Source organism: Nocardiopsis sp. LOL_012, assembly GCF_048060475.1.
Lineage (GTDB): Bacteria > Actinomycetota > Actinomycetes > Streptosporangiales > Streptosporangiaceae > Nocardiopsis.
The window spans coordinates 62,659-86,178 of record NZ_JBHMIV010000018.1 but is presented as its reverse complement, the minus strand read 5'-3'; the positions used below and the strand labels follow the sequence as shown (position 1 = coordinate 86,178).

Genomic DNA, 23,520 nt, shown 5'->3' with positions numbered 1-23,520 from the left:
AACGCATGACATGTCTTTGGTATGGCCTTGGTCCCCTCCGGGGGAGGGGGAGGTCACCCGCGATCCGGGGGCGCCCGGGAACCGGTGGCCGGATGTCCGTGGGAGCGACGAGAATGGGGCCATGGCTGCGACACCTCACCTGCGCCCCGCACCCGGATCCATCCCGCGCGACCCGGGGGTCTACCGCTTCCGCGATGCCTCGGGGCAGGTCATCTACGTCGGCAAGGCGAAGGACCTGCGCGCCCGGCTCTCCTCCTACTTCCGGGACTTCGCCGGCCTGCACCCGCGCACCCAGCAGATGGTCTCCACCGCCGCCGACGTCGACTGGACGGTCGTGGCCACCGAGGTGGAGGCGCTCCAGTTGGAGTACTCCTGGATCAAGCAGTACGACCCCAGGTTCAACGTCAGGTACCGCGACGACAAGAGCTATCCCTACCTCGCCGTGACCCTGGACGAGGAGTTCCCCAGGGTCCAGGTCATGCGCGGCGCCAAGCGCAGGGGCGTGCGCTACTTCGGCCCCTACTCCCACGCCTGGGCCATCCGGGAGACCGTCGACCTGCTGCTGCGGGTCTTCCCCGTGCGTACCTGCTCCAAGGGGGTGTTCCGCGACGCCCGCAACAGCGGACGCCCCTGCCTGCTCGGCTACATCGGCAAGTGCGTGGCACCCTGCGTGGGCCGGGCCACCCCGGAGGAGCACCGGCGCCTGGCCGAGGACTTCTGCTCCTTCCTCGCCGGCGACACCGGGCGCTTCATCCGCGGACTGGAGTCGCGGATGGCCGAGGCCGCCCGGGACATGGAGTACGAGCGCGCCGCCCGCCTGCGCGACGACGTCCAGGCCCTGCGCGCCGCGCTGGAGAAGCAGGCGGTCGTCCTGCCCGACTCCACCGACTGCGACGTCGTCGCGATCGCCGACGACCAGCTCCAGGCCGCCGTGCAGGTCTTCCACGTGCGCGGCGGCCGGATCCGGGGGCAGCGGGGGTACGTGCTCGACAAGGTCTCCGACTCCGGTCCCGGCGAGCTGGTGGAGACCTTCCTGGGGCGCCTCTACGGTTCCGGGGACGAGGGCGCGGACGGCGGCGGCGCGGTCCCGCGCGAGGTCCTGGTCTCCGACGCGCCCGCAGACGCGGAGGCCGTCGCCTCCTGGCTGTCGCAGCGGCGCGGGTCGGCCGTGGACCTGCGGGTGCCCCGCCGCGGGGACAAGAAGGACCTGATGGAGACCGTGGCGAAGAACGCCCGCGAGGCGCTGGCCCGCCACAAGACCCACCGGGCCGGGGACCTGAGCACTCGCGGCCGGGCCCTCAACGAGGTCCAGGAGGCCCTCGGGCTGCCCGAGGCGCCGCTGCGCATCGAGTGCTACGACGTCTCCAACCTCCAGGCGGAGCACGTCGTGGCGTCCATGGTCGTCTTCGAGGACGGCCTGGCCCGCAAGTCCGAGTACCGGCGGTTCGGCATCCGCGGCGCCGCGGCCGGCGGCGGGGACCAGGGCGACGTCGCCGCCATGTACGAGGTGATCAGGCGCCGGTTCACGCGCTACCTCAAGGAGAGCGCAGAGGCGGGGGAGGTCGCCCGCATGGGCGGTGGCGGTGACCCCTCGCGGGAGGACGGTCCGCGTCCCGGCAGGTTCGCCTACCCCCCTAACCTGGTGGTCGTGGACGGTGCCCGCCCCCAGGCCAGGGCGGCCAGGCGGGCGCTGGACGAGCTCGGGATCGAGGACGTCGCCGTGTGCGGCCTGGCCAAGCGCCTGGAGGAGGTGTGGCTGCCCGACGACGAGGACCCGGTGATCCTGCCCCGGACGGGGGAGGGGCTGTACCTGCTCCAGCGCGTCAGGGACGAGGCGCACCGCTTCGCGATCCAGTACCACCGGCAGCGGCGGGCCAAGGCGTTGACCGGGAGCGGACTGGACGACATGCCGGGCCTGGGCCCGGCGCGCAGAGCGGCGCTCATCAAGGAGTTCGGATCGGTCAGGCGCCTGGCCGCGGCCACGGAGGAGGAGATCGCCGGGGTCCCCGGCATCGGTCCCGTGCTGGCCGGGGCCGTGCACGCGCACCTGTCGGGAGAGGCGGACAGGGGCGGGGACGGCGGCGGGGCGCCGACGGAGCAAGCCAACGACGGGGGAGGAGAGAGATGACGGTCGAACTGGGGGGCGAACTGCCGCCCGAGGTGGTCATCGTCACCGGGATGTCCGGTGCGGGACGCAGTACGGCGGCCAGGGCCCTGGAGGACCTGGGCTGGTTCGTGGTGGACAACCTGCCGCCCGAGCTGCTGCCGACGATGATCGAGCTGGCCGGTCGCACCCACGGCGCGGTGCCCCGGGTCGCGGTCGTGGTGGACGTGCGCTCACTGGCCTTCACCGAGGACCTGCTGTCCACGGTGGAGGACCTGCGCCACCGCGCCATCAACGCGCGTGTGCTCTTCCTGGAGGCGGGGGACCACGCCCTGGTCCGCCGCTTCGAGGGTGTGCGCCGCCGCCACCCGCTCCAGGGCGACGACCTGCTGACGGACGGGATCACACGGGAGCGGGAGACACTGCGGGCCGTCCGGGGCGACGCGGACCTGGTCATCGACACCTCCCAGCTCAACGTCCACCAGCTCAAGGCCCGCGTCGTCGGTTTCTTCGGAGAACGGGACGAGGAGCGCCCCCGCGCCAACGTGGTCTCGTTCGGTTTCAAGCACGGCCTCCCCGTCGACGCCGACCTGGTGCTGGACTGCCGTTTCCTGCCCAACCCCCACTGGGTGCCCGACCTGCGGCCGATGAACGGCCGCGACGCCCCGGTGCGCGACTACGTCCTGTCCCGGGACGGCGCCAAGGAGATGGTCGAGGCCTACTCCGAGGTGCTCAGGCTCACGATCGAGGGCTACCAGCGCGAGGGCAAGCACTACATGACGCTCGCCGTGGGCTGCACGGGGGGCAAGCACCGCAGCGTGGCCATGTCCGAGCAGTTCGCCGAGCGGCTCCGTTCCCAGGGCGTGGACGTGCACGTCGTGCACCGCGATGTGGGGCGTGAGTAATCCCTGGATATGCGTCGTGTCTCACGTACAGTGAGCGAAATCGCCATTTGTAGCGCCTTCGCTTAGATTGGCCCGGTCACCGCCGGTGGCGATCGTGTACAGGGACGAGGGGCAGGCCGCAGCCGACATGTCGAAACGCAGGGTGCCGGAGGACGTCGAGGGGCAGCGTCCGCCGCGCGTGGTCGCGCTGGGCGGCGGGCACGGCCTGCACGCCTCCCTGTCCGCGCTGCGTCGGGTGACCACCGACGTCACCGCCGTCGTCACCGTCGCCGACGACGGCGGTTCCAGCGGTCGGCTCCGCCGCGAACTGGGCGTACTGCCCCCGGGGGACCTGCGGATGGCGCTGGCCGCGCTGTGCGGCGACGACGACTGGGGCCACACCTGGAGCCAGGTCCTCCAGCACCGGTTCCGCTCCGAGGGCGAACTGCACGGGCACGCGGTCGGCAACCTGCTGATCGTGGCGCTCTGGGAACTGCTGGGCGACTCCGTGGCGGGCCTGGACTGGGTGGGCCAGTTGCTCGGGGCGCACGGGCGGGTGCTGCCGATGTCGTCGGTGCCCCTGGACATCGCCGCGGAGGTCGCCGGGATCGACCCGTCCCGGCCCGGGGGGCTGACCACGGTGCGGGGCCAGGTGGCGTGCGCGAGCACCAGCGGCCGGGTCCGCTCCGTCTCCCTCATCCCCGAGGACCCGCCCGCCAGCCCGCAGGCGGTCAAGGCGGTGCGCGAGGCCGACTGGGTGGTCTTCGGGCCCGGTTCGTGGTTCACCAGCGTGCTGCCGCACCTGCTGGTGCCCGATCTCGCCCACGCCCTGGTCACCACCCGGGCCCGACGCCTGGTGGCGCTGAACCTCTCCCCGCAGAAGGGCGAGACCGAGGGGTTCCGGCCCGAGACCTACCTGGAGGTCCTGCACGAGCACGCGCCCAAGCTCGGCGTGGACGTGGTTCTGGCCGACCGCGGGACCGTCGACGAGGTGGAGCCGCTCGAACACGTCGTGCGCCGGCTGGGCGGCCGCCTGGTCCTGGCCGACCTGGTGCGGGAGGACGGTACGCCCCGGCACGACGCCGAGCGCTTCGCCGCCGCGCTGGAGGGTGTCCTGGGCGGGTGAGGCGGTGGCGGCCCCGCCGCCGGGGCCGTTCGTGGAGCAATGGGATACAACCACCACGAAGCACGACACGCCGCCCTGCCAGCGGGATCGGGGACCGGCGACACGCGGCGCGGGGGTCGGCAGCGGGCGGCCGCCTCACGTAGTCTGCCACGAGGACGCCGAGCGTGGCGGGGCCACGGCGGCGCGGGGCCGGCGCCCGGTGCGGGGACGCCGGAACGGCTCACTTCATAGGGGGAGGATCGCGGGGATGGCGATGACCGGCGTGGTGAAGGACGAGTTGAGCCGTCTGGTCATTCTCAAGCCATGCTGTCGCAAGGCGGAGGTGTCCACCATCTTGCGGTTCACCGGCGGCCTGCACCTGGTGGGCGGGCGGATCGTCATCGAGGCCGAACTCGACACCGGTATCGCCGCGCGCCGCCTGCGCAAGGACATCTCCGAGGTCTTCGGGCACGAGTCCGAGATGGTGGTCCTGTCCCCGAGCGGGCTGCGCAAGGGCAACCGGTACGTGGTCCGGGTGATCAAGGACGGCGAGTCCCTGGCACGGCAGACCGGCCTGGTGGACAACAACGGCCGTCCCGTGCGCGGGCTGCCGCGCCACGTGGTGGCGGGCGGGGCGTGCGACGCCGAGTCGGCCTGGCGCGGCGCGTTCATCGCGCACGGCTCCCTGACCGAGCCGGGGCGGTCGATGTCGCTGGAGGCCACCTGCCCCGGACCGGAGGCGGCGCTGGCCCTGGTCGGTGCGGCGCGTCGGCTCAAGGTGCACGCCAAGGCGCGCGAGGTGCGCGGCGTGGACCGGGTGGTGGTTCGCGACGGCGACTCCATCGGAGCCCTGCTGACACTGCTGGGGGCGCACCAGAGCGTGCTGGCCTGGGAGGAGCGGCGCATGCGCCGGGAGGTCCGGGCCACCGCCAACCGGCTCGCCAACTTCGACGACGCCAACCTGCGGCGCAGCGCCCGCGCGGCGGTGGCCGCGGGGGCGCGGGTGGAGCGGGCCCTGGAGATCCTGGGCGAGGAGGCCCCCCAGCACCTGGTGGCGGCGGGCAAGCTCCGCCTGGCGCACAAACAGGCCTCCCTGGAGGAGTTGGGGCAGTTGTCGGTCCCGCCGCTGACCAAGGACGCCATCGCGGGGCGGATCCGCAGGCTCCTGGCGATGGCCGACAAGCGGGCGAGCGATCTGGGTATCGAGGGCACCGAGGCCAACCTCACTCCGGACATGCTCGTGCCCTGAGCGGCGGCGGCCCTGCGGAGGGGCCGCGAGCCTCCGCGGTGTGGTGTTCGACTTTGTGAGCTGGAAAAACCCCTGTACAACTCTTCACAATGGTCTAGACCTGTTGTGCGGTGGATGCCAGTATGGGCACGAGCCCACAAGGCCTGCCACGCGGTCGACCCGGGTCGGCAACCGCCGCCCCGCGGTCCTCCGCTAGGCTCTTCTGACAACACCTGGCGCGTGTTAACCCTGTTCAACGCGGTGACCTGCCCAGTCGGCGGCACACGCGGCGCAGAAGGTGGATGCGCGGGTGGAAATGATGTGCGACACATGAGGAGATTGGTTCCGTGACCATCCGTGTAGGCGTCAACGGCTTCGGTCGGATCGGCCGCAACTTCTGGCGCGCGGTCGCCGCCGGCGGCAGCGACATCGAGATCGTCGCCGTCAACGACCTCACCGACACGAAGACGCTCGCGCACCTGCTCAAGTACGACACCGTGCTCGGCTCCCTCCAGGAGAAGGTCGAGGTCGGCGAGGACTCCCTGCGGGTCGGCGACACGTCCTTCAAGGTCCTGGCCGAGCGCGACCCGGCCCAGTTGCCCTGGGCCGACCTGAACGTGGACGTGGTCATCGAGTCCACCGGCCGCTTCACCAAGGCCGAGGACGCGCGCAAGCACATCGAGGCCGGCGCCAAGAAGGTCATCATCTCCGCCCCGGCCAAGGGCGAGGACCTGACCGTCGTCATGGGCGTCAACGACGACAAGTACGACGCCGCCCGGCACAACGTCGTCTCCAACGCCTCGTGCACCACCAACTGCGTTGCGCCCATGGCCAAGGTGCTCCTGGACTCCTTCGGCGTCCAGCAGGGCCTGATGACCACGGTGCACGCCTACACCAACGACCAGGTCATCCTGGACTTCCCCCACTCGGACCTGCGCCGCGCCCGCGCCGCCGCGCAGAACATCATTCCGACCACCACGGGTGCGGCCAAGGCCACCGCCCTGGTCATCCCCGAGCTCCAGGGCAAGCTGGACGGCATGGCCATGCGCGTCCCCGTGCCGGACGGCTCGGTGACCGACCTGGTCGTCACCCTGGACCGCGAGGTCACCAAGGACGAGGTCAACGCCGCGTTCAAGGCCGCCGCCGAGGGGCCGCTCAAGGACGTCCTGGTCTACACCGAGGACCCGATCGTCTCCTCCGACATCGTCGGCACCTCCCCCTCCTGCACCTTCGACGCGAGCCTGACCATGGCCTTCGGCAACCAGGTCAAGATCGTCGGCTGGTACGACAACGAGTGGGGCTACTCCAACCGCCTGGTCGACCTGGCCAAGATGGTGGGCACCGGCCTGTAGACGACGGACCGACCGAGCCCTCCGCCCGCACGGCACCCCTTCGTCCGCCGCGAAGGGGTGCCGTTCGTGGGACCCGCCCGCCCCGCCCGGCGCGACGTCCGGGCCGACCTTCCCGAGGAGACCTGCCATGCGGACGATCGACGACCTCGACGTCTCCGGTAAGCGTGTGTTCGTCCGATCCGACCTCAACGTGCCCCTGGACGGCGACCGGATCACCGACGACGGCCGCATCCGCGCGGCCCTGCCCGTGATCGAGAAACTGCGCGAGCGCGGCGCGCGCGTCATCGTCGCCGCCCACCTGGGCCGCCCCAAGGGCGCCCCGGACCCGGTGTTCTCCCTGCGCCCCGTCGCGGCCCGCCTGGGCGAGCTGCTCGGCACCGACGTGGCCTTCGCCGCCGACACCGCGGGCGAGTCGGCGCGCGCCACCGCGGCCGCCCTCGCCGACGGCCAGGTGGCGCTGCTGGAGAACGTGCGCTTCGAACCCGGTGAGACCAGCAAGGACGACGCCGAGCGCGGCGAGCTCGCCGACCGGTTCGCCCAGCTCGCCGACCTCTACGTCGGCGACGCCTTCGGGGCCGTGCACCGCAAACACGCCAGTGTCTACGATCTGCCCGGCAGGCTCCCGCACGCCGTCGGCGGCCTGGTCCTGACCGAGATCGAGGTCCTGGAACGGCTCACCTCCCAGCCCCAGCGGCCCTACGCCGTCGCGCTCGGCGGGTCCAAGGTCTCCGACAAGCTCGGCGTCATCGACAACCTGCTCGGTACCGCCGACCGCCTGCTCATCGGCGGCGGGATGGTGTTCACCTTCCTCAAGGCCCAGGGCTTCGAGGTCGGCGCCAGCCTGCTGGAGGCCGACCAGCTCGACACGGTGCGCGGATACCTCGACCGCGCCGAGCGCGAGGGCGTGGAGATCGTCCTGCCCGTGGACGTCGTGGCCGCGGAGAAGTTCGCCGCCGACGCCCCCCACGCCGCGGTGGACGTCGACGCGATCCCGGCCGACCGCATGGGGCTGGACATCGGCCCCAAGAGCCAGGATCTCTTCGCCTCGAAGATCGCCGACACCCGCACCGTGTTCTGGAACGGCCCGATGGGCGTGTTCGAGATGGAGCCCTACGCGGGCGGTACCCGTGCGCTGGCCGAGGCGCTCATCGGCTCCGGGGCCTTCACCGTGGTCGGCGGCGGGGACTCCGCCGCGGCCGTGCGCGCCCTCGGGTTCGACGAGGCGGCCTTCGGCCACATCTCCACCGGAGGCGGTGCGAGCCTGGAGTACCTGGAGGGCAAGGACCTGCCCGGTATCGACGCGCTCCGCTGACGCTCCCTTCACGCCAACCGAACCGACGGGAAGTGACCATGTCCCAGCGCCTGCCGCTCATCGCGGGCAACTGGAAGATGAACAACAACCACCTGGAGGCGATCGCGCTCGTCCAGAAGCTGGCCTTCGCCCTGAACGGCAAGGACCACGACAGCGTCGAGGTCGTCGTCCTCCCGCCGTTCACCGACCTGCGCAGCGTCCAGACGCTCGTGGACGGCGACAAGCTGCGCATCGGGTACGGCGCCCAGGACCTCTCCGCCCACGACAAGGGGGCCTACACCGGAGAGGTCTCCGGGGCGATGCTGGCCAAACTGGAGTGCTCCTACGTCCTGGCCGGCCACTCCGAGCGCCGCGAGTACCACGACGAGGACGACGCCCTGGTCAACGCCAAGGTCAAGGCGGCCTACCGGCACGGGCTCGTCCCGATCCTGTGCGTGGGCGAGGGCTTGGAGGTCCGCAAGCGGGGCGCCCAGGTCGAGCACGTCCTGGCGCAGTTGGACGGAGCGCTGAAGGAGGTCACCGCGGAGCAGGCCGAGAAGCTGGTGGTGGCCTACGAGCCGGTGTGGGCCATCGGCACCGGCGAGGTCGCCACCCCCGAGGACGCCCAGGAGGTCTGCGCCGCGGTCCGCGTGCGGCTGGGTGAGCTGTACTCGCCCGAGCTCGCCGACCGGGTCCGGATCCTCTACGGCGGTTCGGTCAAGGGCGACAACGCCCCCGGCATCATGGCCCAGAAGGACGTCGACGGTGCCCTGGTCGGCGGCGCCTGCCTGAAGGCGGACGAGTTCGTCAAGGTGATCCGCTTCGGCGAGAGCTGAGGCCTGGAGCCCGGGCGCGCCCCGTCCACATGGGTGGAACCACCCGTAGCCGCGGGCGGGGTGCGCCACGGGGCGGCGATCAGGCTAGACTTCGTCCAGGGGGTTTCCCGTGCCTCGCGGGTCAAGCCCCACCCGTGTCCGGTCAGGACACGGTAAAATCCGAAATCGTCCCGGCCTCCTCCTCACACGGACCGAGTCGGTCGGCCCGCTGCCGCGGTGCCGCCGCAGGTGCGTGGGGGATACGGGGCCGCGGTGTCCATCCCCCCGATTCGGGGTCGAACTACGGGTGAGCGTGTGACTCTCGGTCTGTCCATCTTCGTGATGGTTCTCAGTGTGCTGCTGATCTTCCTGGTGCTCCTGCACAAGGGCAAGGGCGGTGGCCTGTCCGACATGTTCGGCGGTGGCGTCACGTCCTCGCTCGGCGGGTCGTCGGTGGTCGAGCGCAACCTCGACCGCATGACGGTGGCCGTCGGCATCGTGTGGATCCTCTCCATCATCGTCCTCGGCGTCCTGTACAGCCGGGTGTAGCCGCCTCCCGTAGGGCCCCTCCACAGTCACGCTCGCCCGGATTCCCCCGGTGAGCGCGTTCGCCGAAGGAGTTTTTCGTGGGTAGTGGCAGTGCCATCCGTGGCAGCCGTGTCGGAGCAGGCCCCATGGGCGAGGCGGAGCGGGGCGAGGCCGCCCCTCGGATCCGGGTGTCGTTCTACTGCGCCAACCGTCACGAGGTCGTGCCCAGCTTCGCCAGTGAGGCGGCCGTCCCCGACGAGTGGGACTGCCCCCGTTGCGGCTTCCCCGCCGGCAAGGACCGGGCCAACCCCCCGTCGCCGCCGCGCACCGAGCCGTACAAGACCCATCTCGCCTACGTCAAGGAACGGCGCAGCGAGGAAGAGGGCAAGCTCATCCTCGACGAGGCGCTCGCCAAGCTCCGCGCCGACCGCGCCGCCGTCGAGGCGCACATGCAGGCGTCCCGGAACTAGGTCGCCCGGCTCGGGTCCGCCGCGGTCGCGGCCCCGGGCCTCTCTCGCCCCAGGGGCGACTACTCGGGGTTGTCTTATCGATGCTCTGGGTTACGATTCCGCTTCGGAGGTGAAAGACGGAAGCACTTTCTCATTCCTGGGACCGGTGTGGTCTCTGAGAAATACAGTGACCGGCACCGACCCCGACAACCCCTTATTCGAGGAGATGGTGCCGATGTCAACCTGTCCGACCGGTGGCGACCACGACTGGATTCTCGGCGACGACCGCAAGTTCCAGTGCGCCAAGTGCGGAGCTCAGAGCGCACGGCGGTTCTGAGGGGCCCGGTTCCGCTCCGGCTGCACAGTGCTCCGTGCGGCGACCTCTTCCCCGTCCAGGGCATACCAGGTCACCGGCTCCCCCAGGGTCTCGGCGACGCCCTTGGCCCACCGATCGAGCGGGGCGAACCCGTCGGGGCCCTCCTCCAGGACCGTGCGTCCCTGATAGGACACACCGTCCACGACGAGGACCTCCCCCCGGACCCGCAGTTCCGTGTCGTACTCGCGTGTCTTGCGTCTCATGGCACGGACTCTAGCGGGACCCGCGCCCGCTCCGCCGGGGATTCTCCCCATGCCCTGCGGCGGCTCAGGGACGCCGGTGGTCCGACGCACGGAGTGCTGTGCGGAGTTGGGACAATGAGGGCATGTCTGCGCCCGAGCCCCCCGACGTCCCCGCCACGACGCACGCCCCGCCCTCGGACCTGTCCCACCGGCCCGCCAGCGTCTCCCACCTGAGGCGCTACGTCAGTCTGCGCGGCCCCAACACCAGGATGTGGATCGCCGCCGCCTACTTCTCCGCGCTCCTCACCGCAGGGTTCGTCGCGGTGGCGGGGTCGCTGGTCTGGCACCTGACGACGGCGGACCACACCGTCGGCTCGGTGGCGCTGTGGGGTGCCGCCGCGGTGGTGATGGCCTTCCTGGGGCCCGTCGGCAACGTGTTCATGGTGCGGGGCCTTCCCCAGCGCATCACCCGCCAGGGCATCAGTGCCGACAGCGACGGGATCACGGTGCTCCAGGAGCGCAAGTGGTGGTTTCCCGGAGAGGGGACGTTCGTCGCCTGGCCGGAGATACGGCGCGTACGTGAGGTGCGCGTGGGCGAGCGCAGGCCCCTCTACTTCATCGAGTTCGTCCTGGACACACACCGGACCGACGCCGAACTGCCCAACTGGGCGGAGACCGCCGACGGCTTGGGGCTGGAACCGGAGGAGGCGCCCACGCAGTTCTACGTCCAGGTGCCCTCGGCGGTCAAGGAACGGATCCTGCGCATGGTCGAGTACACGGCCCCGCTGCCCTCGATCGTGGAGCGCACCCCGCCCCCGCGGTGACAGATGCCGATTGGCGCTGAAATGGCGCCAAGAATTCCTCTATCTAAGAGCTATGCCGAGGATGCTTCAGCTACTATCGCGCCATGGGAGCTATTCAGGTCAAAGACGTTCCGGACGAGGTCAGAGAGATCCTGGCTGCGGAAGCCCGGCGATCGGGACAGTCACTCCAGACGTATGTGCTCGCCGTGTTGGAGCGTGAGGCGCGCTTCGCCCGCAACCGGCAGGTAGTCGAACAGACACCTCTGCCGGGAGCCGCTCTCAGCATGGACGAGATCGTCGCGGCGGTCCGCGCCGCTCGCGGTGACGATGTGCCGGACGGTGACGGGAAGAGCGGTGTCGCGTGATCGTCGTCGACACTTCTGTCTTGATCGATCTCTACTTGGGAACACCGAGCCGTTCTGCCGCCGCAGTACGTCGGGTGCTCGGTGCCGACAGTGAGTGGTACGCCCCCAGCCACCAGCCCATCGAGTTTCTCAACGCGCTCAGGGGGCTTGTGCTCGGGCGGAAGGTGCCCGTCGGTGACGCTGAAGCCGCACGCAAACTCTATTCCCTGCAAGCGATCTCCTATGTGGAGCCCGTCAGGGAAGTCGCTGACCGGATCTGGGAACTGCGGTCCAATCTGACGGCCTACGATGCGGCCTACGTCGCGGTGGCCGAAGCCCTGGACTGTGCTCTGGTGACCGGTGACGCTCGTCTGGTCGCGGCGCCGGGGCTCCGGTGCGAGGTGCGCGTCCTCCGGTAGGACGGTCCCCGGTGAACGGCGCGTCACGGGGGTGCGCGCGGCGGCTCGGGAACTCAACGGCGGCCTAACCTCCCCGAAACGCGTGTCGGCGATGGTAGTACCACGTCGGTGCGCGCCCCGCCGCCACGGCCCGACGACGCGTCGCGGCGGCGGGGACATCCACTGGGAGGGAACGCCTGTGGGCCTGTGGAGGATCAGGACGACGGTCGAGGACCGTCCCGGCGAACTGGCCGGCATCGTCGACGCCCTCGCGCGGTGCGGTGGCAACATCGTCGGCCTCTCCATCCACACCGACGTGTCGGGCGTGGTCGACGAGTTCGTCGTGGACCTGCCCGGTGACCACACCCGGGCCGTGGACGCGGTCGCAGAGCGCTGCCCCTCCGGCGAGACGACCGCGGTCCCCGCCCTCCGGCGCGAGGTCGGCGACGACGCCACCCGGGCCCTGCTCCTCACCGCCCGGCTGAGGGCGCACCCCAACGCGTTGCCCGACGCACTCGCTGATCTGCTGCTGGCCGACGAGGCCCGCTGGACCAACCTGACCAGCCAGGACGAGGTCGCGGACACGGTGGTCGGCACCGCGATGCTGGTCCCGGTCGGCCCCCTGCGGGGGGTGCTCGTGCGCCGCCGGTCACGGCCCTTCACCTGGACCGAGAGCAGCCGAGCCGACGCCCTGGTCCGCTCCGTGATGCCCTCGGCCGGGCCGGTGCCCACCGGGCGGACCGTGTCCACCGTCGACGGTGCGGACCTGTCCCTGCGGCAGGTACGGGAAGCCGACCTGCCTGCTCTGGACGGCCTGCACCGGCGCTGCTCGCCCGAGACGGTGCGCGGCAGGTACTCCACGGGTATGCGGGAGCTGAGCCCGCACATGCGCCAGGTCTTCTGTGATCCCGAGCGCGGGCTGACGCTGGCGGTGCGGCCGCACGGCCACGAGGAGCCCGTGGCACTCGGGCACCTGATGTACACGCTCGACCCCGGCGCGGGGGAGATCGCCCTCCTGGTGGAGGACGCCTGGCAGGGGCGCGGCGTGGGTACGGCCCTGGCCCGGGTCCTGGCGGCCACCGCCGCCGACTGGGGGCTGGCCGAGCTGAGGGCGGAGACCACTCTGTCCAACACCGCCATGCTGCGCGTCATGCGCCGCCTGGGCGCGTCGGTGCGCCCGTCGGGCGGGGCGCAGGTGCACGCGCGGGCGCCGGTCGCCGAGGCGCTCCAGCCCGGCACCCGCGGCGGTCAGCGGCGCGGCGGCCAGGTCGCGCGGCTGATGGGACGGGGATAGCGGCTACCGGGGAAAGACGCGGGGGTCGGCGGCCACTGGGGGGTGCCGCCGACCCCCGCCCGTCTGTGGCGCGGTGAGGCCGTCTCCCGGGCGGGGTCCTGCTTCCTCTACTCGTCCGACGCGGAGGCCGACCCGTCGTCCGCGGCGGGGGCCGGAGCTGCGGCCTTCTTGGTACGGCGCTTCTTCACCGGGCGCGAGTAGTCCACGAGCGGCTCGAAGCGGGCCTCGTGCTCCTTGGCGCACTCGTCGCAGGCGTCGACCTCGCGGACCGTGCCCTCCCAGGCGAACTGAATGACCTCAGTCGCCTCGACCTTCTCCTCGCTGACAGCGTGGGGGTCGCAGTACTTGAGCGTGAAGACCTCGGTGACCACGGCGGGGATTTCCCTTCGGTATCGCGTGAACAGTGCGGACCCCGCAATCATACACCTGTACGAACACGGAGAGCCGGGCGTGCGCCAGGGCTCGCCGTGCGGGCTGCGGGGTCCGTCCGAGCCTAGCGAAGTCCGGGCGCCGCCGCGTACCACGCGTGTGCGTCCGCCCTGGAAGGGCTCGTGCCGCGGCCGGCCCCGCGCCGGTTCCGGAGCTCCCGCGGCTATGGGCGACCGAATTTGTGCGTTCGGTGAACACGGAGCGGGCGCCGTGGCTATCGTGTTGCCCACTTTCGACGGAGAGCCAACAAGGGGGTAGGCCGTGGTCGAGTACATGGAGGGCGCCCGGAGCCGGTCCGACACGGGGAGCGTGAGCGAGCGCGTGTCGGCGGACCCGGGGTTCGTCAGGCTGCGCAGGAGGTTCGCCCTGAACGCGGGCCTGCTGGTGGCCGGGCTCCTCGTGAGCTACACGCTCTACCTGCTGCTCTCGGCCTACGCCCGGGACCTCATGGGGGTCAGGGTCGTCGGCTCCGTCAACGTGGCCCTGCTGCTGGGGATCGGCCAGTTCGCGGTGACGTTCGCCCTCGCGTGGGCCTTCGGCCGTGTCTGCGAGCGCGGTACCGACCCGCTCGCGGAGCGGATCCGCGACCGGGTGCGCGACGAGGAGACCGTCACCGGCCGGGTGGTCGGCCGATGAACACGTTCCCTGTTCACAGAGCCCTCGCGGGCGGTGCCGCCACGGGGGAGGGCACCGCCCCCGGGCCCGCCGCACCGGACTGGGCGGCCGAGCTCGGATCGGTCCTGGGCGACCGGTTCGGGGCCGCACACGCCTGGACGATCGCCCTGTGCGCCCTCTTCGTCCTGGCCACGCTGGTCATCACCGTCCGGGCCCGGCGCACCACCCGCGGCGCGGTCGACTTCTACGCCGGGGGGCGGGGCTTCTCCAGCACCCAGAACGGGCTGGCGCTGACCGGCGACTACCTGTCGGCCGCCTCGTTCCTGGGCATCGCCGGGATGATCTCGCTGCGCGGATACGACGGTTTCCTGTACTCGGTCGGCTTCCTCGTCGCCTGGCTGCTGGTGCTGCCGATGGCCCAGCTCACCCGCAACACCGGCCGGTACACCATGGCGGACCTGCCCGCCTTCCGCCTGCGCCGGATGCGGGTCCGCCTGGCCTGCACCGTCTCCACGGTCACCGTCTGCGTGTTCTACCTCGTCGCACAGATGGTCGGCGCGGGCGCCCTCACCGCGGTGCTGCTCGGGCTGCACGAGGGCGGCACGTTCCTCGGGGTGGGCGCCGACCAGGCCCGCTCCGGGGCGATCGTGCTCGTGGGCGTGCTCATGATCGTCTACGTCATGTACGGCGGGATGAAGGCGGCCACGTGGCTGCAGATCATCAAGGCGGTGGTCCTGCTGGCCGCCACCGGGCTGCTCACCGCCATGGTCCTGGCCCTGTTCTCCTTCAACCCCAGTGCCCTGCTGTCGGAGGCCGCCGGGGCCAGCGGTCACGGGCAGGCCTTCCTCGAACCGGGGCTCCACCTGGGGGTGGACGTGCCAGGGGACGCGGCGGCGACGCTGTTCAACAAGCTCGACCTGATCAGTCTCGGCCTGGCCCTGGTCCTGGGCACCGCCGCGCTGCCGCACATCCTGATCCGCTTCTACACGGTCCCCGACGGACGCTCGGCACGCACCTCGGTCAACCGCACCATCGTCATGGTCGGGGTGTTCTACCTGATGACGCTCGCCCTGGGCTTCGGCGCGGCGGCGCTGGTGGGCTCCGAGCGGATCCTGGCCCTGGACCCCTCGGGCAACAGCGCCGTGCCGATGCTCGCCGAGGAACTGGGCGGGCGCGCCGCCGGTCCGGCGGGCGCCGCCGTGTTGCTCGCGCTGATCTCCGCCGTGGCGCTGGCCACGATCCTGGCCGTGATCGCCAGCCTCACCCTGGCCTCGTCGACCTCCATCGCGCACGACCTGTTCGGCCACGTCCTCATGTGGGGGCGTCCCCGGGAGTCGCAGGAGGTGTCCGTGGCGCGCTTCTCCGCGTGCGTGATCGGGGGCGTGGCCATCCTGCTGGCCATCCGCGCGCAGGAGATGAACGTCGCCTTCCTCGTGGGCCTGGCCTTCGCCATCGCCGCCGCCGCGAACCTGCCCGTCATCGTGCTGACGATGTTCTGGCGCCGCTTCAACACCCGGGGGGTGGAGTGGGGCATCTACGGCGGGCTGTCCTGCACGCTGGCGCTCATGCTCTTCTCGCCGGTGATGTCGGGTAAGACCGACCCGCTGACCGGGGAGAACCTGTCGGTGCTGCCTGCGTCGATCGACATCCAGTTCGTTCCCCTGGAGAACCCGGCGCTGATCGCCGTGCCCTTCGGGTTCCTGTGCGCCGTGGTCGGCAGCCTGCTCTCCCAGGAGCGCAACACGGCCCGTTTCACCGAACTGCGGGTGCGTTCACTCACCGGGTGGGGGACCGAGGGCAGGTGACGGCGGGGCCGGTTCGGCGGCACGGGGCGCGGTCAGGCCCCGCGCCGGGCGGCCTCGGCCATGCCGCGGGCCACGTCGTGCAGCAGGTCGGGGATCTCCTCGGCGCCGCGGGCCATCCGGTCCCAGGCCCTCGCACCCCGGTCGAGCTGTTCACGAGGGCTCGTCACCGTGACGCCCTCGGCACCCTCGCGGGCCCGCCGCTGTTCACGGCGGTAGGAGCCGCGGACGGCCCAGAACGCCAGGGCCACCAGGGGCCGCGCGAGCGGGCCGCGCCCCCGGGCCCGCAGCGTGGCGGTCACGTCCCACCGGCCGTCCTCGCGGGGGGCGGGGGAGAGGTCGGCCTCGATGTCGGCCAGCGCGTGGGCGGCGGTCAGCCGGACCGGGGCGGGTCCGGTGCGGCCTGCCAGGGCCGCGTACCAGGCGGCGGTGTCGATCGTGAGTGACCCCCGCGCCGAGCGCAGCCACGCGCCCCGCCCGGGCAGGCGGACCTCGACGGTCATGGCCAGGGTGCCCGCCGCCGCGTCGTGGGCGGCCGTCCCCGACGTCACCGGCGGGGCGCCGCCGCCGACCCGGTCGGGCATGGCGAACTCCAGCGCGCTGGTGCCCTCCGGATCCCATGAGGTGACGGTCAGCCCCGTGCTGGTCCACCCCTGCCGCTCGTAGACCGGCTCCACCGGCACGCCGCCGGGGGAGAGTTCGGAGACGAGGTAGTGGCTCCGGGGCTCCAGGTGGTGCCCGGACTGGAGTTGGAGCGCCGTGGTGGAGGCCTCGACGGCCAGCTCCTCCGCCTCCGCCGGGTCCTCGACCCCCTCGCGCAGGCGTTCGGCGGCGGCGCGGCGGCGCTCGCGGTTGCTCCGCGCCACCGCGCGGTCGACCAGGCCCAGGCGGTCGGCGCGCTCCTCCCACCGGCCGACGGTGGCCTCGTCGGGGGTGATCAGCCACCCCCTGCCGTCGAACCCGCATGCGCGGGCGACCGCGTGCGCGGCGGCGACGGAACGGACCACCACCCCGTGGTCCACGGGTGCGAGGTCGAAGGTGTGGCTCAGGCGGGGCAAGTCGGCTCCGGTGTCGTGGGCGGGTCGCGCGGGCGTCGGTCCGCACGCGCACCAGGGTATGCGGCGCACGGCCGTGAGTTCCCGCTGCGGGTGCCCCTCCCAGGGCGCGATGCCGCACAATAGCGTGCGTGACGAGGTACGTCGCGCTGTTGCGCGGAGTCAACGTGGGGGCGCACCGCCGGATCGCCATGGCCGACCTGCGCTCGCTCCTGACCGGGCTCGGCTACACCGCTGTGGCCACCTATCTCCAGAGCGGGAACGCGGTCCTGGACGCCGAGGGCACCGGCCCCGACGCGGTGGCCGCGGCGATCCGTGGCGCCGTTCTCGACGGGCTCGGCCACGACGTGCCGGTCGTGGTGCGCACGGCCGAGCGGTGGCGCGCGGCGGTGGCCGCCAACCCGCTGGAGGTCCCCGACCCCTCGCGGTTCCTGGTGCTGTTCTCCTCCCAGGCCTGGGACACGGAGGCGCTGGGCGCGGTCGACCTGTCCGCCCACCCGCACGAGCGCCTCGCCTTCACCGGGACGGAGGTCTACACCGGCCACCGCGACGGGGTGCGTTTCGCCGCGCTCCCGGACACGGTCGCCGGATGCACCACCGGCGCCGTCACCGCCCGGAACTGGCGGACCGTGGTCCGCCTCCTGGAGATGGTGCAACGCTGAACGTCCCGGTTCGGAGCGTTCTGTCCGAGAGTAGTCCTCGGTGAACCGAGGACGGCGCGTGCCGTCGGGACCACACGAGAAGGGGTGGTGTACGTGCCCAGACGCTGGACCGTGATCCTGCGGGACCTGGCGGACGCGGCGCGGCCGATCCGGTCCGAGGACTGCCACGGCCTGCTCAACCACTGGTGGCCGCAGCCGCAGGAGGACCACACGGCCGCCAAGCGGTGGTCGATGAACGGGTGGCCGTCGCCGCTGGGGGACCGGCTGTACCACTGGTCCGTCTCCTGGCTCGACGACGACCCGCCCCCGGTCGACCCCGAGGCCCTGGTGGGCCAGCCGCAGCGGATCGGCGACCACCTGATGGAGCCCTTGTCGGTGACCCGCACCTTCGACCGCACCTACGCCGGGATGCTCACAGCCGCGCGCGGCCCCTTCGCGGTGCGCTCGGCGGTGGTGCGCAGCCGCACGCCCGTGGTGATGGTCGCACGCGATTCCGGGGGCGAGCGCATCCCGCAGGTCTGGCCGAATCCCCGGCGGCTCTTCGGGGCCGTGCACCGCTCGGGGGGAGGGATCGTCGGCGGCAGCGGAGCTGTGGGCGCCGTCGCCCGGTTCGCCCCCGCGGACCTGGCCGACCCCTGGTTGGACCTGCTGTTCGGCGGGCTGGCCCACGTGCGGCGCGTTCCGCTGCCGGAGGAGCCCGTGCGTGTGGGCGAGCACCGGCACAACGACGAGCGCACCGTCCTGGGGTGGGAGGGGGGCCTGCGCCTGGAACTGGTGGGAGGGGAGCGCCACCACGCCGACGCCTTCGCCGCACTCCTGGAACTGGTCGAGCTGTCGGGCGTGGGCAAGTACACGGCCCAGGGGTTCGGCGCGGTACGCGTGGACACCATGACCGGTGCGGCGGCGCGGGTCCGGGTGCCCGCGTCCCGCAGGGGCGGGCGCCGCGCACGGGTACGGACCGGGGAGTTCAGCGGGACCCTGTTCGACTGATGCCGGACCGTCGGCCCGGGGAGGGCGGGGGCGGTCCCGCACACCCGTGCGCGGCCCCGGTCCGGCGGACGGCACCGGCCCGGGGTCACCGCTGCGGGGGCGGGGCGCCCCCCGGTTCTGGGCGGGCCGCCGCCCGCTCTCTCAGCGCCCGTGCCAGCCCGAGCAGATGGGGGACCAGGTCGCCGGGGGCAAGCGGGTCCGGGGCGCGATCCGGTGCGGTGTGGTGCGGTGCGGGGGAGCGCGGTACGCGGCCGTGCGTCACGGGGACCTCCGGGAGGGGAACTGATGGGCGTACCCAGGTCTCTCGGACGGTCCCCGCGTGTTACTGGCCGAAACGGGTCAATATGGTGCGAAGGGGTGACTACCGGTTGAATCTCCTGATATCGGTAGTGCGTCGTGGTTCGTGTGCCGACACCGCCCGGCGGGCGGCCCGGCGTCCCGCGTCCGGCCGTGCCCCCTGCCCCGCCCCGCCGACGAGGAGACGTGACACAGTGTCGCCCCATCCCTGCCCTCCGCCGCCCCCGACGCGCGGGGACGCCCCGCCGGAGGCGCCACCGGAAGGGCGGCCGGTCCGCGCACCGGACTCCGCGCCGGAGGGGGAGGGCATCCCGCGGCGCGGTGTACTCGTCGCCGTCGACCTCCGCGGCATACAGGCGTTCGTCTTCGGAGGGCACCGCATCCTCGACGCGGTGGGGCGCGCCGCCCTGGTCGCGGAGCTGACGGCCACCTCCGGCCCCAGGGGCGGCGCCGCCGGCCTGCTGCCCCCCGGACACGCGGTCCTGCGCGACGCCGGAGGCGCGCTCACCGTGGTCCTGCCGGATGCCGCCGCGGCACGGGAGTTCACCGGCCGCTACACGCGGCGGCTGCGCGAACGGGCCGGGGACCTCACCCCCGTGGTGTCCCACGTCCCCTACGGCCGGTGGGAGCGGGGGGCCCCGGACACGCCGGCCAGCGTGGACGAGGCACTGGCCGTCCTCCCTGAGCGCCTGCGCAGGGCCCGCCGCTCCATGTCCGCGCTGCACACCCCCGCCCGGGGACACGGCATCACCGCGCCGTGCTCCGTCAGCGGGGGCCCCGCAGAGGTCGTGGACAGCACACGGTTCCAGGACACGCACGTGTACGAGCGCGTCTCGGCCGACGTGGCACGGGCGCGCGGGGTGGGCCGCCGCTGGCACCGGGCGCACAGCGAGGACTGGCTGGAGGGGGCGGCCACCGCCACCGGGTCGCCCCCGCTCGCCCTGCCCATGGAGGCCGACCTCCTCGGACGCGACCACGGCGGACTCAGCCGCGTCGCCCTCGTCCACGTGGACGTCAACGGACTGGGCGCGATCCTCGGCGACTACCGAGAGCGGGTCGCCGACCCCGCCGTCCCCGGGTCCGGGGCCATGGCGCAGCGCCACCTGTCCGCGCACCTGCGCGGGCTCGTCGAGGGGCTCGCCCGGACCCTGGTCCGCGCGGTGGCCGCTACGGTCCGGGCCGGGGACGGGGACCGGCCCGCGGTCCCCGGGGCCGGCGCGGCCGGTCCGGTCCTGCTCTCACACACCCCCGACGGCCGTGTGTGCCTGCCCCTGCGCCCCATCGTCGTGGCCGGCGACGACCTGACCGTCCTGTGCGACGCCCGGCTCGCACTGAGCCTGGTCCGGTACGCCCTCGACTGGCTGGACGCCGACCCCGACGCGGTCGCCGACCCCCGCGACCCCAGGGTGGCCCTGCACCTGGCCCTAGCGGACGCCGCCCCGGGCCCCGGGCGCACCGTCACCGCTCCCGGGGGGCGGACCCACGCCACACACGTCCCCACGGTAGGGGCCGGGATCGCGATCCAACCGGTCGGTGCGCCGCTGGCCTGGGGGTACGACCTGTGCGAGGCGATGTGCCGCCGAGCCAAGCGGTACCGGACCGAGAGCGCCGAGACCGACCCCCGGGTGGCGGAGGAGCACGCCGTGGCCTGGACGACCCGGTCCGGCGGGGTGGAGCGGGTCGAACGGATGCTCGACCGGGACCGTCGCCCCCCTCTGCCGCGCACCGAACTGCCCCTGACGGGCCGCCGGTTCACCGGCTTCCTGGAGCGGTACCTGTCCGCGGACGCCCCCCGCGGCCTGCTCGCCGACGGCGGTACCCGCCACCGGGGCTGGCTGGTCTCGGCCCTGGCCCCCCTCCTGGAGTCGGGGGCCGACCCCGGCCCCGAACTCACCAGGCGCTCCCGCGCGGTCGGCGCCCCCGTGGACCTGCCCCCGGGGTGGACCCCCGGCGCGGTGCTGGACGCGATCGGGGTGGCCGACCTGTACCTGGACCCCGGTCTGGCCGCTGCCCTGCCGCCCCGGCTGCCCCAGATCCGCGGACGGAAGGGCGCGCCTTCGTGAGCGCCCCGGACCGCATCACGGTGTACCTGGCCTCCCCGGCGCTCTTCACCGGAGACAGCGCCGACGGGACGGCGGCCGACACCGACGTGGTCACCGACGGCCACGGCCTCCCCTACCTGCCCCGGCACCGGCTCTCGGCCCGGCTGCGCGCCGGGGCCGACGACGCCCTCTCCGTCGCCCCGGACCTGAGGGCCGCCGCCGACGACGTCCTGGGACGCGACCGGTCCCACGGCCCGGACCGCATCCTGCGTCTGGGGCACGCCGTCATGGCCGACACCGTCCGCGACGCGGTGGTGTGGGCACTGGACGGCAGGGACGAGCCCGAGCGCACAGCCCTGCGCCGGGCGGTCACCGACGCCTGCACCGCTCTGGAGTCGAGCACGGAGACCGGGCCCGACGGCGCCCCCGTCCCCGGCCGGCTGCGCACCCACCGCGTGCTGCTGCCCGGTCTCACCCTCACCGCACCCCTGGTCTGGGCCGCACCGCCGACCGCGGAGCACTGGCGGATCCTGGCACGCGCCTGTCTGGCCACCACCCGTATCGGCCTGCGCGGCTCACGCGGACGCGGGCGCGTGGACGTCCGCCTGGCCCCGCCGGCCGGCGACCCGCATGCGGCGACACTCGCCCTGGCGGCCCGCCGCCCGGCGGAGACCCCCGTCGGAGGAGAGGAGGCCCGAACGTGAGCCCCGCCCCACTCCTGAGCGCCTACCTGCCCCTGCGCTACGTCCTCACCGACAGCCTGGCCGTCCGCACCTCCTACGACCCCTCCGGGATCGACTCCGAACACGTCATCGGCGGACGGGCGCAGCGCGGCATGCTCGCCGCCGCGCTCACCCGCGCGGGCCGCCACGACGACCTGCACGCCTGGGTGGCCCGCGGAGACCGCATCCGCTTCGCCCCCGCCCACCCCCGGCTCGAACAGGGGCCGGGGCGCACGGCCCCGGCCGTCGCCTACCCCCCACCCGCCTACCTGCACACGCCCGGCAAGGAGGGGGACACCACCGTCGACGTGTTCGGGCCCACCGACCCCGCCATCCCCTACCGGGCCGTCCGCGACCCCCTCACCCCCGACCGCACCCTGCGCGCCCGCGTGCATACCACCGCGGAGCGCCGCCTGGGCCGCACCCGCACCGGGGCCCGCACCCAGGGGGTGCCCTTCGTCACCACCGCGCTCGACGCCGGCCAGGTCTTCGAGGCCCGATGGCAACTGCGCGCCCCCGACACCGCGACCCTGGAGCGACTGGCCGAACGGGTCGCCGCCGCGCTGGCCCGGGCCGAGGGAACCCTCACCCTGGGATCGGGCGGAACCAGGGCCCACGGCGGCGTGAGCGTCGCGCCCGTGGACCCCGACCGCCTGCTCTCCCCAGACCGGATCGACCCCGCGGGCCGGGCCCGCGACTGGCCCGCCGGATCCCCCGTCGACCTCATCCTGCTCTCCCCGGCCCTGGTGGTCGACGAACACGGCCGGCACCGGCCCTCCGTGCTCACCCGCGCCGTGCTCGACCTGTGCGCCCGGGTCCTGCCCGACACCCGCGTCGAGGTGCTCGCCGACCACGTGGAGGGCGAGAGCGTGGGGGGCTACCACCGCGGCTACCGGGGACCCATGGCCGAACGCTGGGCCGCGCGCCCCGGAGCGGTGGTCCGCCTGCGCCCCGACCGAGACCTCACCACCGCCCGAGCCAGACTCCTGGAGGCCCACACCCTCGGGGAACGCGCCGTGGACGGCTACGGCCAGTTCACCCTGGCCTCCCCGCCCCCCGCCGGGCCCGAGCCGCTCGCCCCGCAGACCGCCCCCTTCGAGGCCCGCCGCCGCCCCGCTCCCCCTGAACCGGACCGCGACGAGCGGCTGCGCCTCCTGTACGACCGCCTCCTGTGGGACGCCGCAGTGCGACCGGTCCGCGACCACGCGCGTGCCCTCGCACGGGCCTCCGCGCCCCGGTCGGCGGAACTGACACCGCACCTGCTGGAGCGCCTGAGAGAGGTCCTCGCCCAGCCGCGCCACACCCCCGGCCGCGCACTGTCCGCCCTCGAACACACCGTCGCCCCGAACGGCGCACGCGGTCCCGGCAGCGGTGCCGGGGAACTGCGCGAGCACGACCTGCGCGCACTGGACCGGGCCCTGCTGGTGCGCCCGGACCGCCCCGGGCGCACCAGCGTCCGCTCCTGGCTGGAGGGGCTGTCCACCCGCACCGCCGCCTGGTGGGACGACAACCGCCCCGGACGCGCACCCGCCTACACCGGGGCACTCGCGGCCGTGGACCTGACCCTGGCCGACGGCCGCCCCCCGGCCACGGCGGCCGGGCTCTCCCGGCACGCCCTGGAGTGGGAGCGCCGCGCCGCGCCGTGCCTGTCCCTGCTCCTGGTCTCCTCCTGGCTCGCGGAGACGGCCCGGACCGCGAGGGGAGGACCGGGGTGAACCGTTCCCGCGCACGCACCCGCCGGGCCCCTTCCGTA

At 73.2% G+C, this 23,520-nt stretch carries 23 protein-coding genes; 20 read left to right on the top strand and 3 right to left on the bottom strand.

The window, feature by feature from the left end:
- The first annotated feature begins 121 nt into the window (after positions 1 to 121).
- The 9 genes from uvrC to ACFHWE_RS13755 all read left to right on the top strand — a co-directional run bounded on the left by uvrC (position 122) and on the right by ACFHWE_RS13755 (position 9,777).
- A complete protein-coding gene (gene uvrC / locus ACFHWE_RS13795) occupies positions 122 to 2,128 on the top strand; it encodes an excinuclease ABC subunit UvrC (protein ID WP_416601766.1) in 2,007 nt (668 codons plus the stop codon).
- The gene (rapZ, locus tag ACFHWE_RS13790; RefSeq protein ID WP_416601764.1) at positions 2,125 to 3,009 is read left to right on the top strand and encodes an RNase adapter RapZ; all 885 of its coding nucleotides are present in this window, start codon (positions 2,125 to 2,127) and stop codon (positions 3,007 to 3,009) included. The genes uvrC and rapZ overlap by 4 nt, the downstream gene beginning before the upstream one ends.
- Before the next feature lie 127 nt (positions 3,010 to 3,136).
- Entirely contained in the window at positions 3,137 to 4,114 is a 978-nt protein-coding gene (locus ACFHWE_RS13785) for a gluconeogenesis factor YvcK family protein (RefSeq protein WP_416601818.1), read from the top strand.
- Between the two features lie 247 nt (positions 4,115 to 4,361).
- A complete protein-coding gene (gene whiA, locus ACFHWE_RS13780; RefSeq protein ID WP_416601763.1) occupies positions 4,362 to 5,342 on the top strand; it encodes a DNA-binding protein WhiA in 981 nt (326 codons plus the stop codon).
- A 326-nt stretch (positions 5,343 to 5,668) separates the two neighbouring features.
- A complete protein-coding gene (gene gap, locus ACFHWE_RS13775) occupies positions 5,669 to 6,673 on the top strand; it encodes a type I glyceraldehyde-3-phosphate dehydrogenase (RefSeq protein ID WP_416601761.1) in 1,005 nt (334 codons plus the stop codon).
- 127 nt (positions 6,674 to 6,800) lie between these two features.
- Complete coding sequence (locus tag ACFHWE_RS13770; protein WP_416601759.1) at positions 6,801 to 7,985, top strand: phosphoglycerate kinase; 1,185 nt, start codon at positions 6,801 to 6,803, stop codon at positions 7,983 to 7,985.
- Positions 7,986 to 8,023: 38 nt separating this feature from the next.
- A complete protein-coding gene (gene tpiA / locus ACFHWE_RS13765) occupies positions 8,024 to 8,800 on the top strand; it encodes a triose-phosphate isomerase (protein ID WP_028648311.1) in 777 nt (258 codons plus the stop codon).
- A 294-nt stretch (positions 8,801 to 9,094) separates the two neighbouring features.
- A complete protein-coding gene (gene secG / locus ACFHWE_RS13760) occupies positions 9,095 to 9,328 on the top strand; it encodes a preprotein translocase subunit SecG (RefSeq protein ID WP_028648310.1) in 234 nt (77 codons plus the stop codon).
- Positions 9,329 to 9,405: 77 nt separating this feature from the next.
- On the top strand, positions 9,406 to 9,777 hold the full coding sequence (locus tag ACFHWE_RS13755; protein ID WP_081748726.1) for an RNA polymerase-binding protein RbpA: 372 nt from the start codon (positions 9,406 to 9,408) through the stop codon (positions 9,775 to 9,777).
- A gap of 294 nt (positions 9,778 to 10,071) precedes the next feature.
- On the opposite strand, the gene ACFHWE_RS13750 is transcribed toward ACFHWE_RS13755, so the two are convergent.
- Positions 10,072 to 10,335: a hypothetical protein gene (locus ACFHWE_RS13750; RefSeq protein ID WP_416601757.1), complete on the bottom strand. Its 264-nt coding sequence runs from the start codon at positions 10,333 to 10,335 to the stop codon at positions 10,072 to 10,074.
- A gap of 122 nt (positions 10,336 to 10,457) precedes the next feature.
- On the opposite strand from ACFHWE_RS13750, the gene ACFHWE_RS13745 reads away from it, so the two are divergent.
- The 4 genes from ACFHWE_RS13745 (at position 10,458) to ACFHWE_RS13730 (ending at position 13,153) form a co-directional block, all read left to right on the top strand.
- Positions 10,458 to 11,138 carry a hypothetical protein gene (locus ACFHWE_RS13745; RefSeq protein WP_416601756.1) on the top strand — a complete coding sequence of 227 codons (681 nt, stop codon included), beginning with the start codon at positions 10,458 to 10,460 and terminating at the stop codon, positions 11,136 to 11,138.
- An 83-nt stretch (positions 11,139 to 11,221) separates the two neighbouring features.
- Entirely contained in the window at positions 11,222 to 11,482 is a 261-nt protein-coding gene (locus ACFHWE_RS13740) for a FitA-like ribbon-helix-helix domain-containing protein (RefSeq protein WP_416601754.1), read from the top strand.
- Positions 11,479 to 11,880 carry a type II toxin-antitoxin system VapC family toxin gene (locus ACFHWE_RS13735; protein WP_416601752.1) on the top strand — a complete coding sequence of 134 codons (402 nt, stop codon included), beginning with the start codon at positions 11,479 to 11,481 and terminating at the stop codon, positions 11,878 to 11,880. The genes ACFHWE_RS13740 and ACFHWE_RS13735 overlap by 4 nt, the downstream gene beginning before the upstream one ends.
- Positions 11,881 to 12,058: 178 nt before the next feature.
- Positions 12,059 to 13,153: a GNAT family N-acetyltransferase gene (locus ACFHWE_RS13730; RefSeq protein WP_416601750.1), complete on the top strand. Its 1,095-nt coding sequence runs from the start codon at positions 12,059 to 12,061 to the stop codon at positions 13,151 to 13,153.
- 107 nt (positions 13,154 to 13,260) lie between these two features.
- Here the strand turns inward: ACFHWE_RS13730 and ACFHWE_RS13725 are convergent, their stop codons facing one another.
- Positions 13,261 to 13,524, bottom strand: a complete 264-nt coding sequence (locus ACFHWE_RS13725; protein WP_416601748.1) for a hypothetical protein — start codon at positions 13,522 to 13,524, stop codon at positions 13,261 to 13,263.
- A 319-nt stretch (positions 13,525 to 13,843) separates the two neighbouring features.
- Between ACFHWE_RS13725 and ACFHWE_RS13720 the strand changes: the two genes are divergently transcribed.
- Positions 13,844 to 14,218, top strand: coding sequence for a DUF485 domain-containing protein (locus ACFHWE_RS13720; RefSeq protein WP_416601747.1), 375 nt, complete (start codon positions 13,844 to 13,846; stop codon positions 14,216 to 14,218).
- A complete protein-coding gene (locus ACFHWE_RS13715) occupies positions 14,215 to 16,002 on the top strand; it encodes a cation acetate symporter (protein WP_416601745.1) in 1,788 nt (595 codons plus the stop codon). The genes ACFHWE_RS13720 and ACFHWE_RS13715 overlap by 4 nt, the downstream gene beginning before the upstream one ends.
- A gap of 32 nt (positions 16,003 to 16,034) precedes the next feature.
- On the opposite strand, the gene ACFHWE_RS13710 is transcribed toward ACFHWE_RS13715, so the two are convergent.
- Positions 16,035 to 17,057, bottom strand: coding sequence for a hypothetical protein (locus tag ACFHWE_RS13710; protein ID WP_416601743.1), 1,023 nt, complete (start codon positions 17,055 to 17,057; stop codon positions 16,035 to 16,037).
- A gap of 128 nt (positions 17,058 to 17,185) precedes the next feature.
- On the opposite strand from ACFHWE_RS13710, the gene ACFHWE_RS13705 reads away from it, so the two are divergent.
- From ACFHWE_RS13705 to ACFHWE_RS13685, 5 genes are all read left to right on the top strand, one after another.
- Positions 17,186 to 17,716, top strand: a complete 531-nt coding sequence (locus ACFHWE_RS13705; protein WP_416601741.1) for a DUF1697 domain-containing protein — start codon at positions 17,186 to 17,188, stop codon at positions 17,714 to 17,716.
- Between the two features lie 84 nt (positions 17,717 to 17,800).
- Positions 17,801 to 18,706, top strand: coding sequence for a CRISPR system precrRNA processing endoribonuclease RAMP protein Cas6 (gene cas6, locus ACFHWE_RS13700; RefSeq protein ID WP_416601739.1), 906 nt, complete (start codon positions 17,801 to 17,803; stop codon positions 18,704 to 18,706).
- 491 nt (positions 18,707 to 19,197) lie between these two features.
- Positions 19,198 to 21,066, top strand: a complete 1,869-nt coding sequence (locus ACFHWE_RS13695) for a hypothetical protein (protein WP_416601737.1) — start codon at positions 19,198 to 19,200, stop codon at positions 21,064 to 21,066.
- The gene (locus ACFHWE_RS13690; protein ID WP_416601735.1) at positions 21,063 to 21,749 is read left to right on the top strand and encodes a hypothetical protein; all 687 of its coding nucleotides are present in this window, start codon (positions 21,063 to 21,065) and stop codon (positions 21,747 to 21,749) included. The genes ACFHWE_RS13695 and ACFHWE_RS13690 overlap by 4 nt, the downstream gene beginning before the upstream one ends.
- Positions 21,746 to 23,482, top strand: coding sequence for a hypothetical protein (locus ACFHWE_RS13685; RefSeq protein WP_416601733.1), 1,737 nt, complete (start codon positions 21,746 to 21,748; stop codon positions 23,480 to 23,482). The genes ACFHWE_RS13690 and ACFHWE_RS13685 overlap by 4 nt, the downstream gene beginning before the upstream one ends.
- Positions 23,483 to 23,520: the final 38 nt, after the last annotated feature.

Excerpts from the sequence above, each read along its gene's own strand:
- ACFHWE_RS13715 (WP_416601745.1), top strand. The coding sequence starts at position 14,215 with ATGAACACGTTCCCTGTTCACAGAGCCCTCGCGGGCGGTGCCGCCACG.
- ACFHWE_RS13785 (WP_416601818.1), top strand. The coding sequence starts at position 3,137 with ATGTCGAAACGCAGGGTGCCGGAGGACGTCGAGGGGCAGCGTCCGCCG.
- tpiA (WP_028648311.1), top strand. The coding sequence starts at position 8,024 with ATGTCCCAGCGCCTGCCGCTCATCGCGGGCAACTGGAAGATGAACAAC.
- ACFHWE_RS13745 (WP_416601756.1), top strand. The coding sequence starts at position 10,458 with ATGTCTGCGCCCGAGCCCCCCGACGTCCCCGCCACGACGCACGCCCCG.
- rapZ (WP_416601764.1), top strand. The coding sequence starts at position 2,125 with ATGACGGTCGAACTGGGGGGCGAACTGCCGCCCGAGGTGGTCATCGTC.
- ACFHWE_RS13750 (WP_416601757.1), bottom strand. The coding sequence starts at position 10,335 with ATGAGACGCAAGACACGCGAGTACGACACGGAACTGCGGGTCCGGGGG.
- ACFHWE_RS13770 (WP_416601759.1), top strand. The coding sequence starts at position 6,801 with ATGCGGACGATCGACGACCTCGACGTCTCCGGTAAGCGTGTGTTCGTC.
- uvrC (WP_416601766.1), top strand. The coding sequence starts at position 122 with ATGGCTGCGACACCTCACCTGCGCCCCGCACCCGGATCCATCCCGCGC.
- whiA (WP_416601763.1), top strand. The coding sequence starts at position 4,362 with ATGGCGATGACCGGCGTGGTGAAGGACGAGTTGAGCCGTCTGGTCATT.
- ACFHWE_RS13740 (WP_416601754.1), top strand. The coding sequence starts at position 11,222 with ATGGGAGCTATTCAGGTCAAAGACGTTCCGGACGAGGTCAGAGAGATC.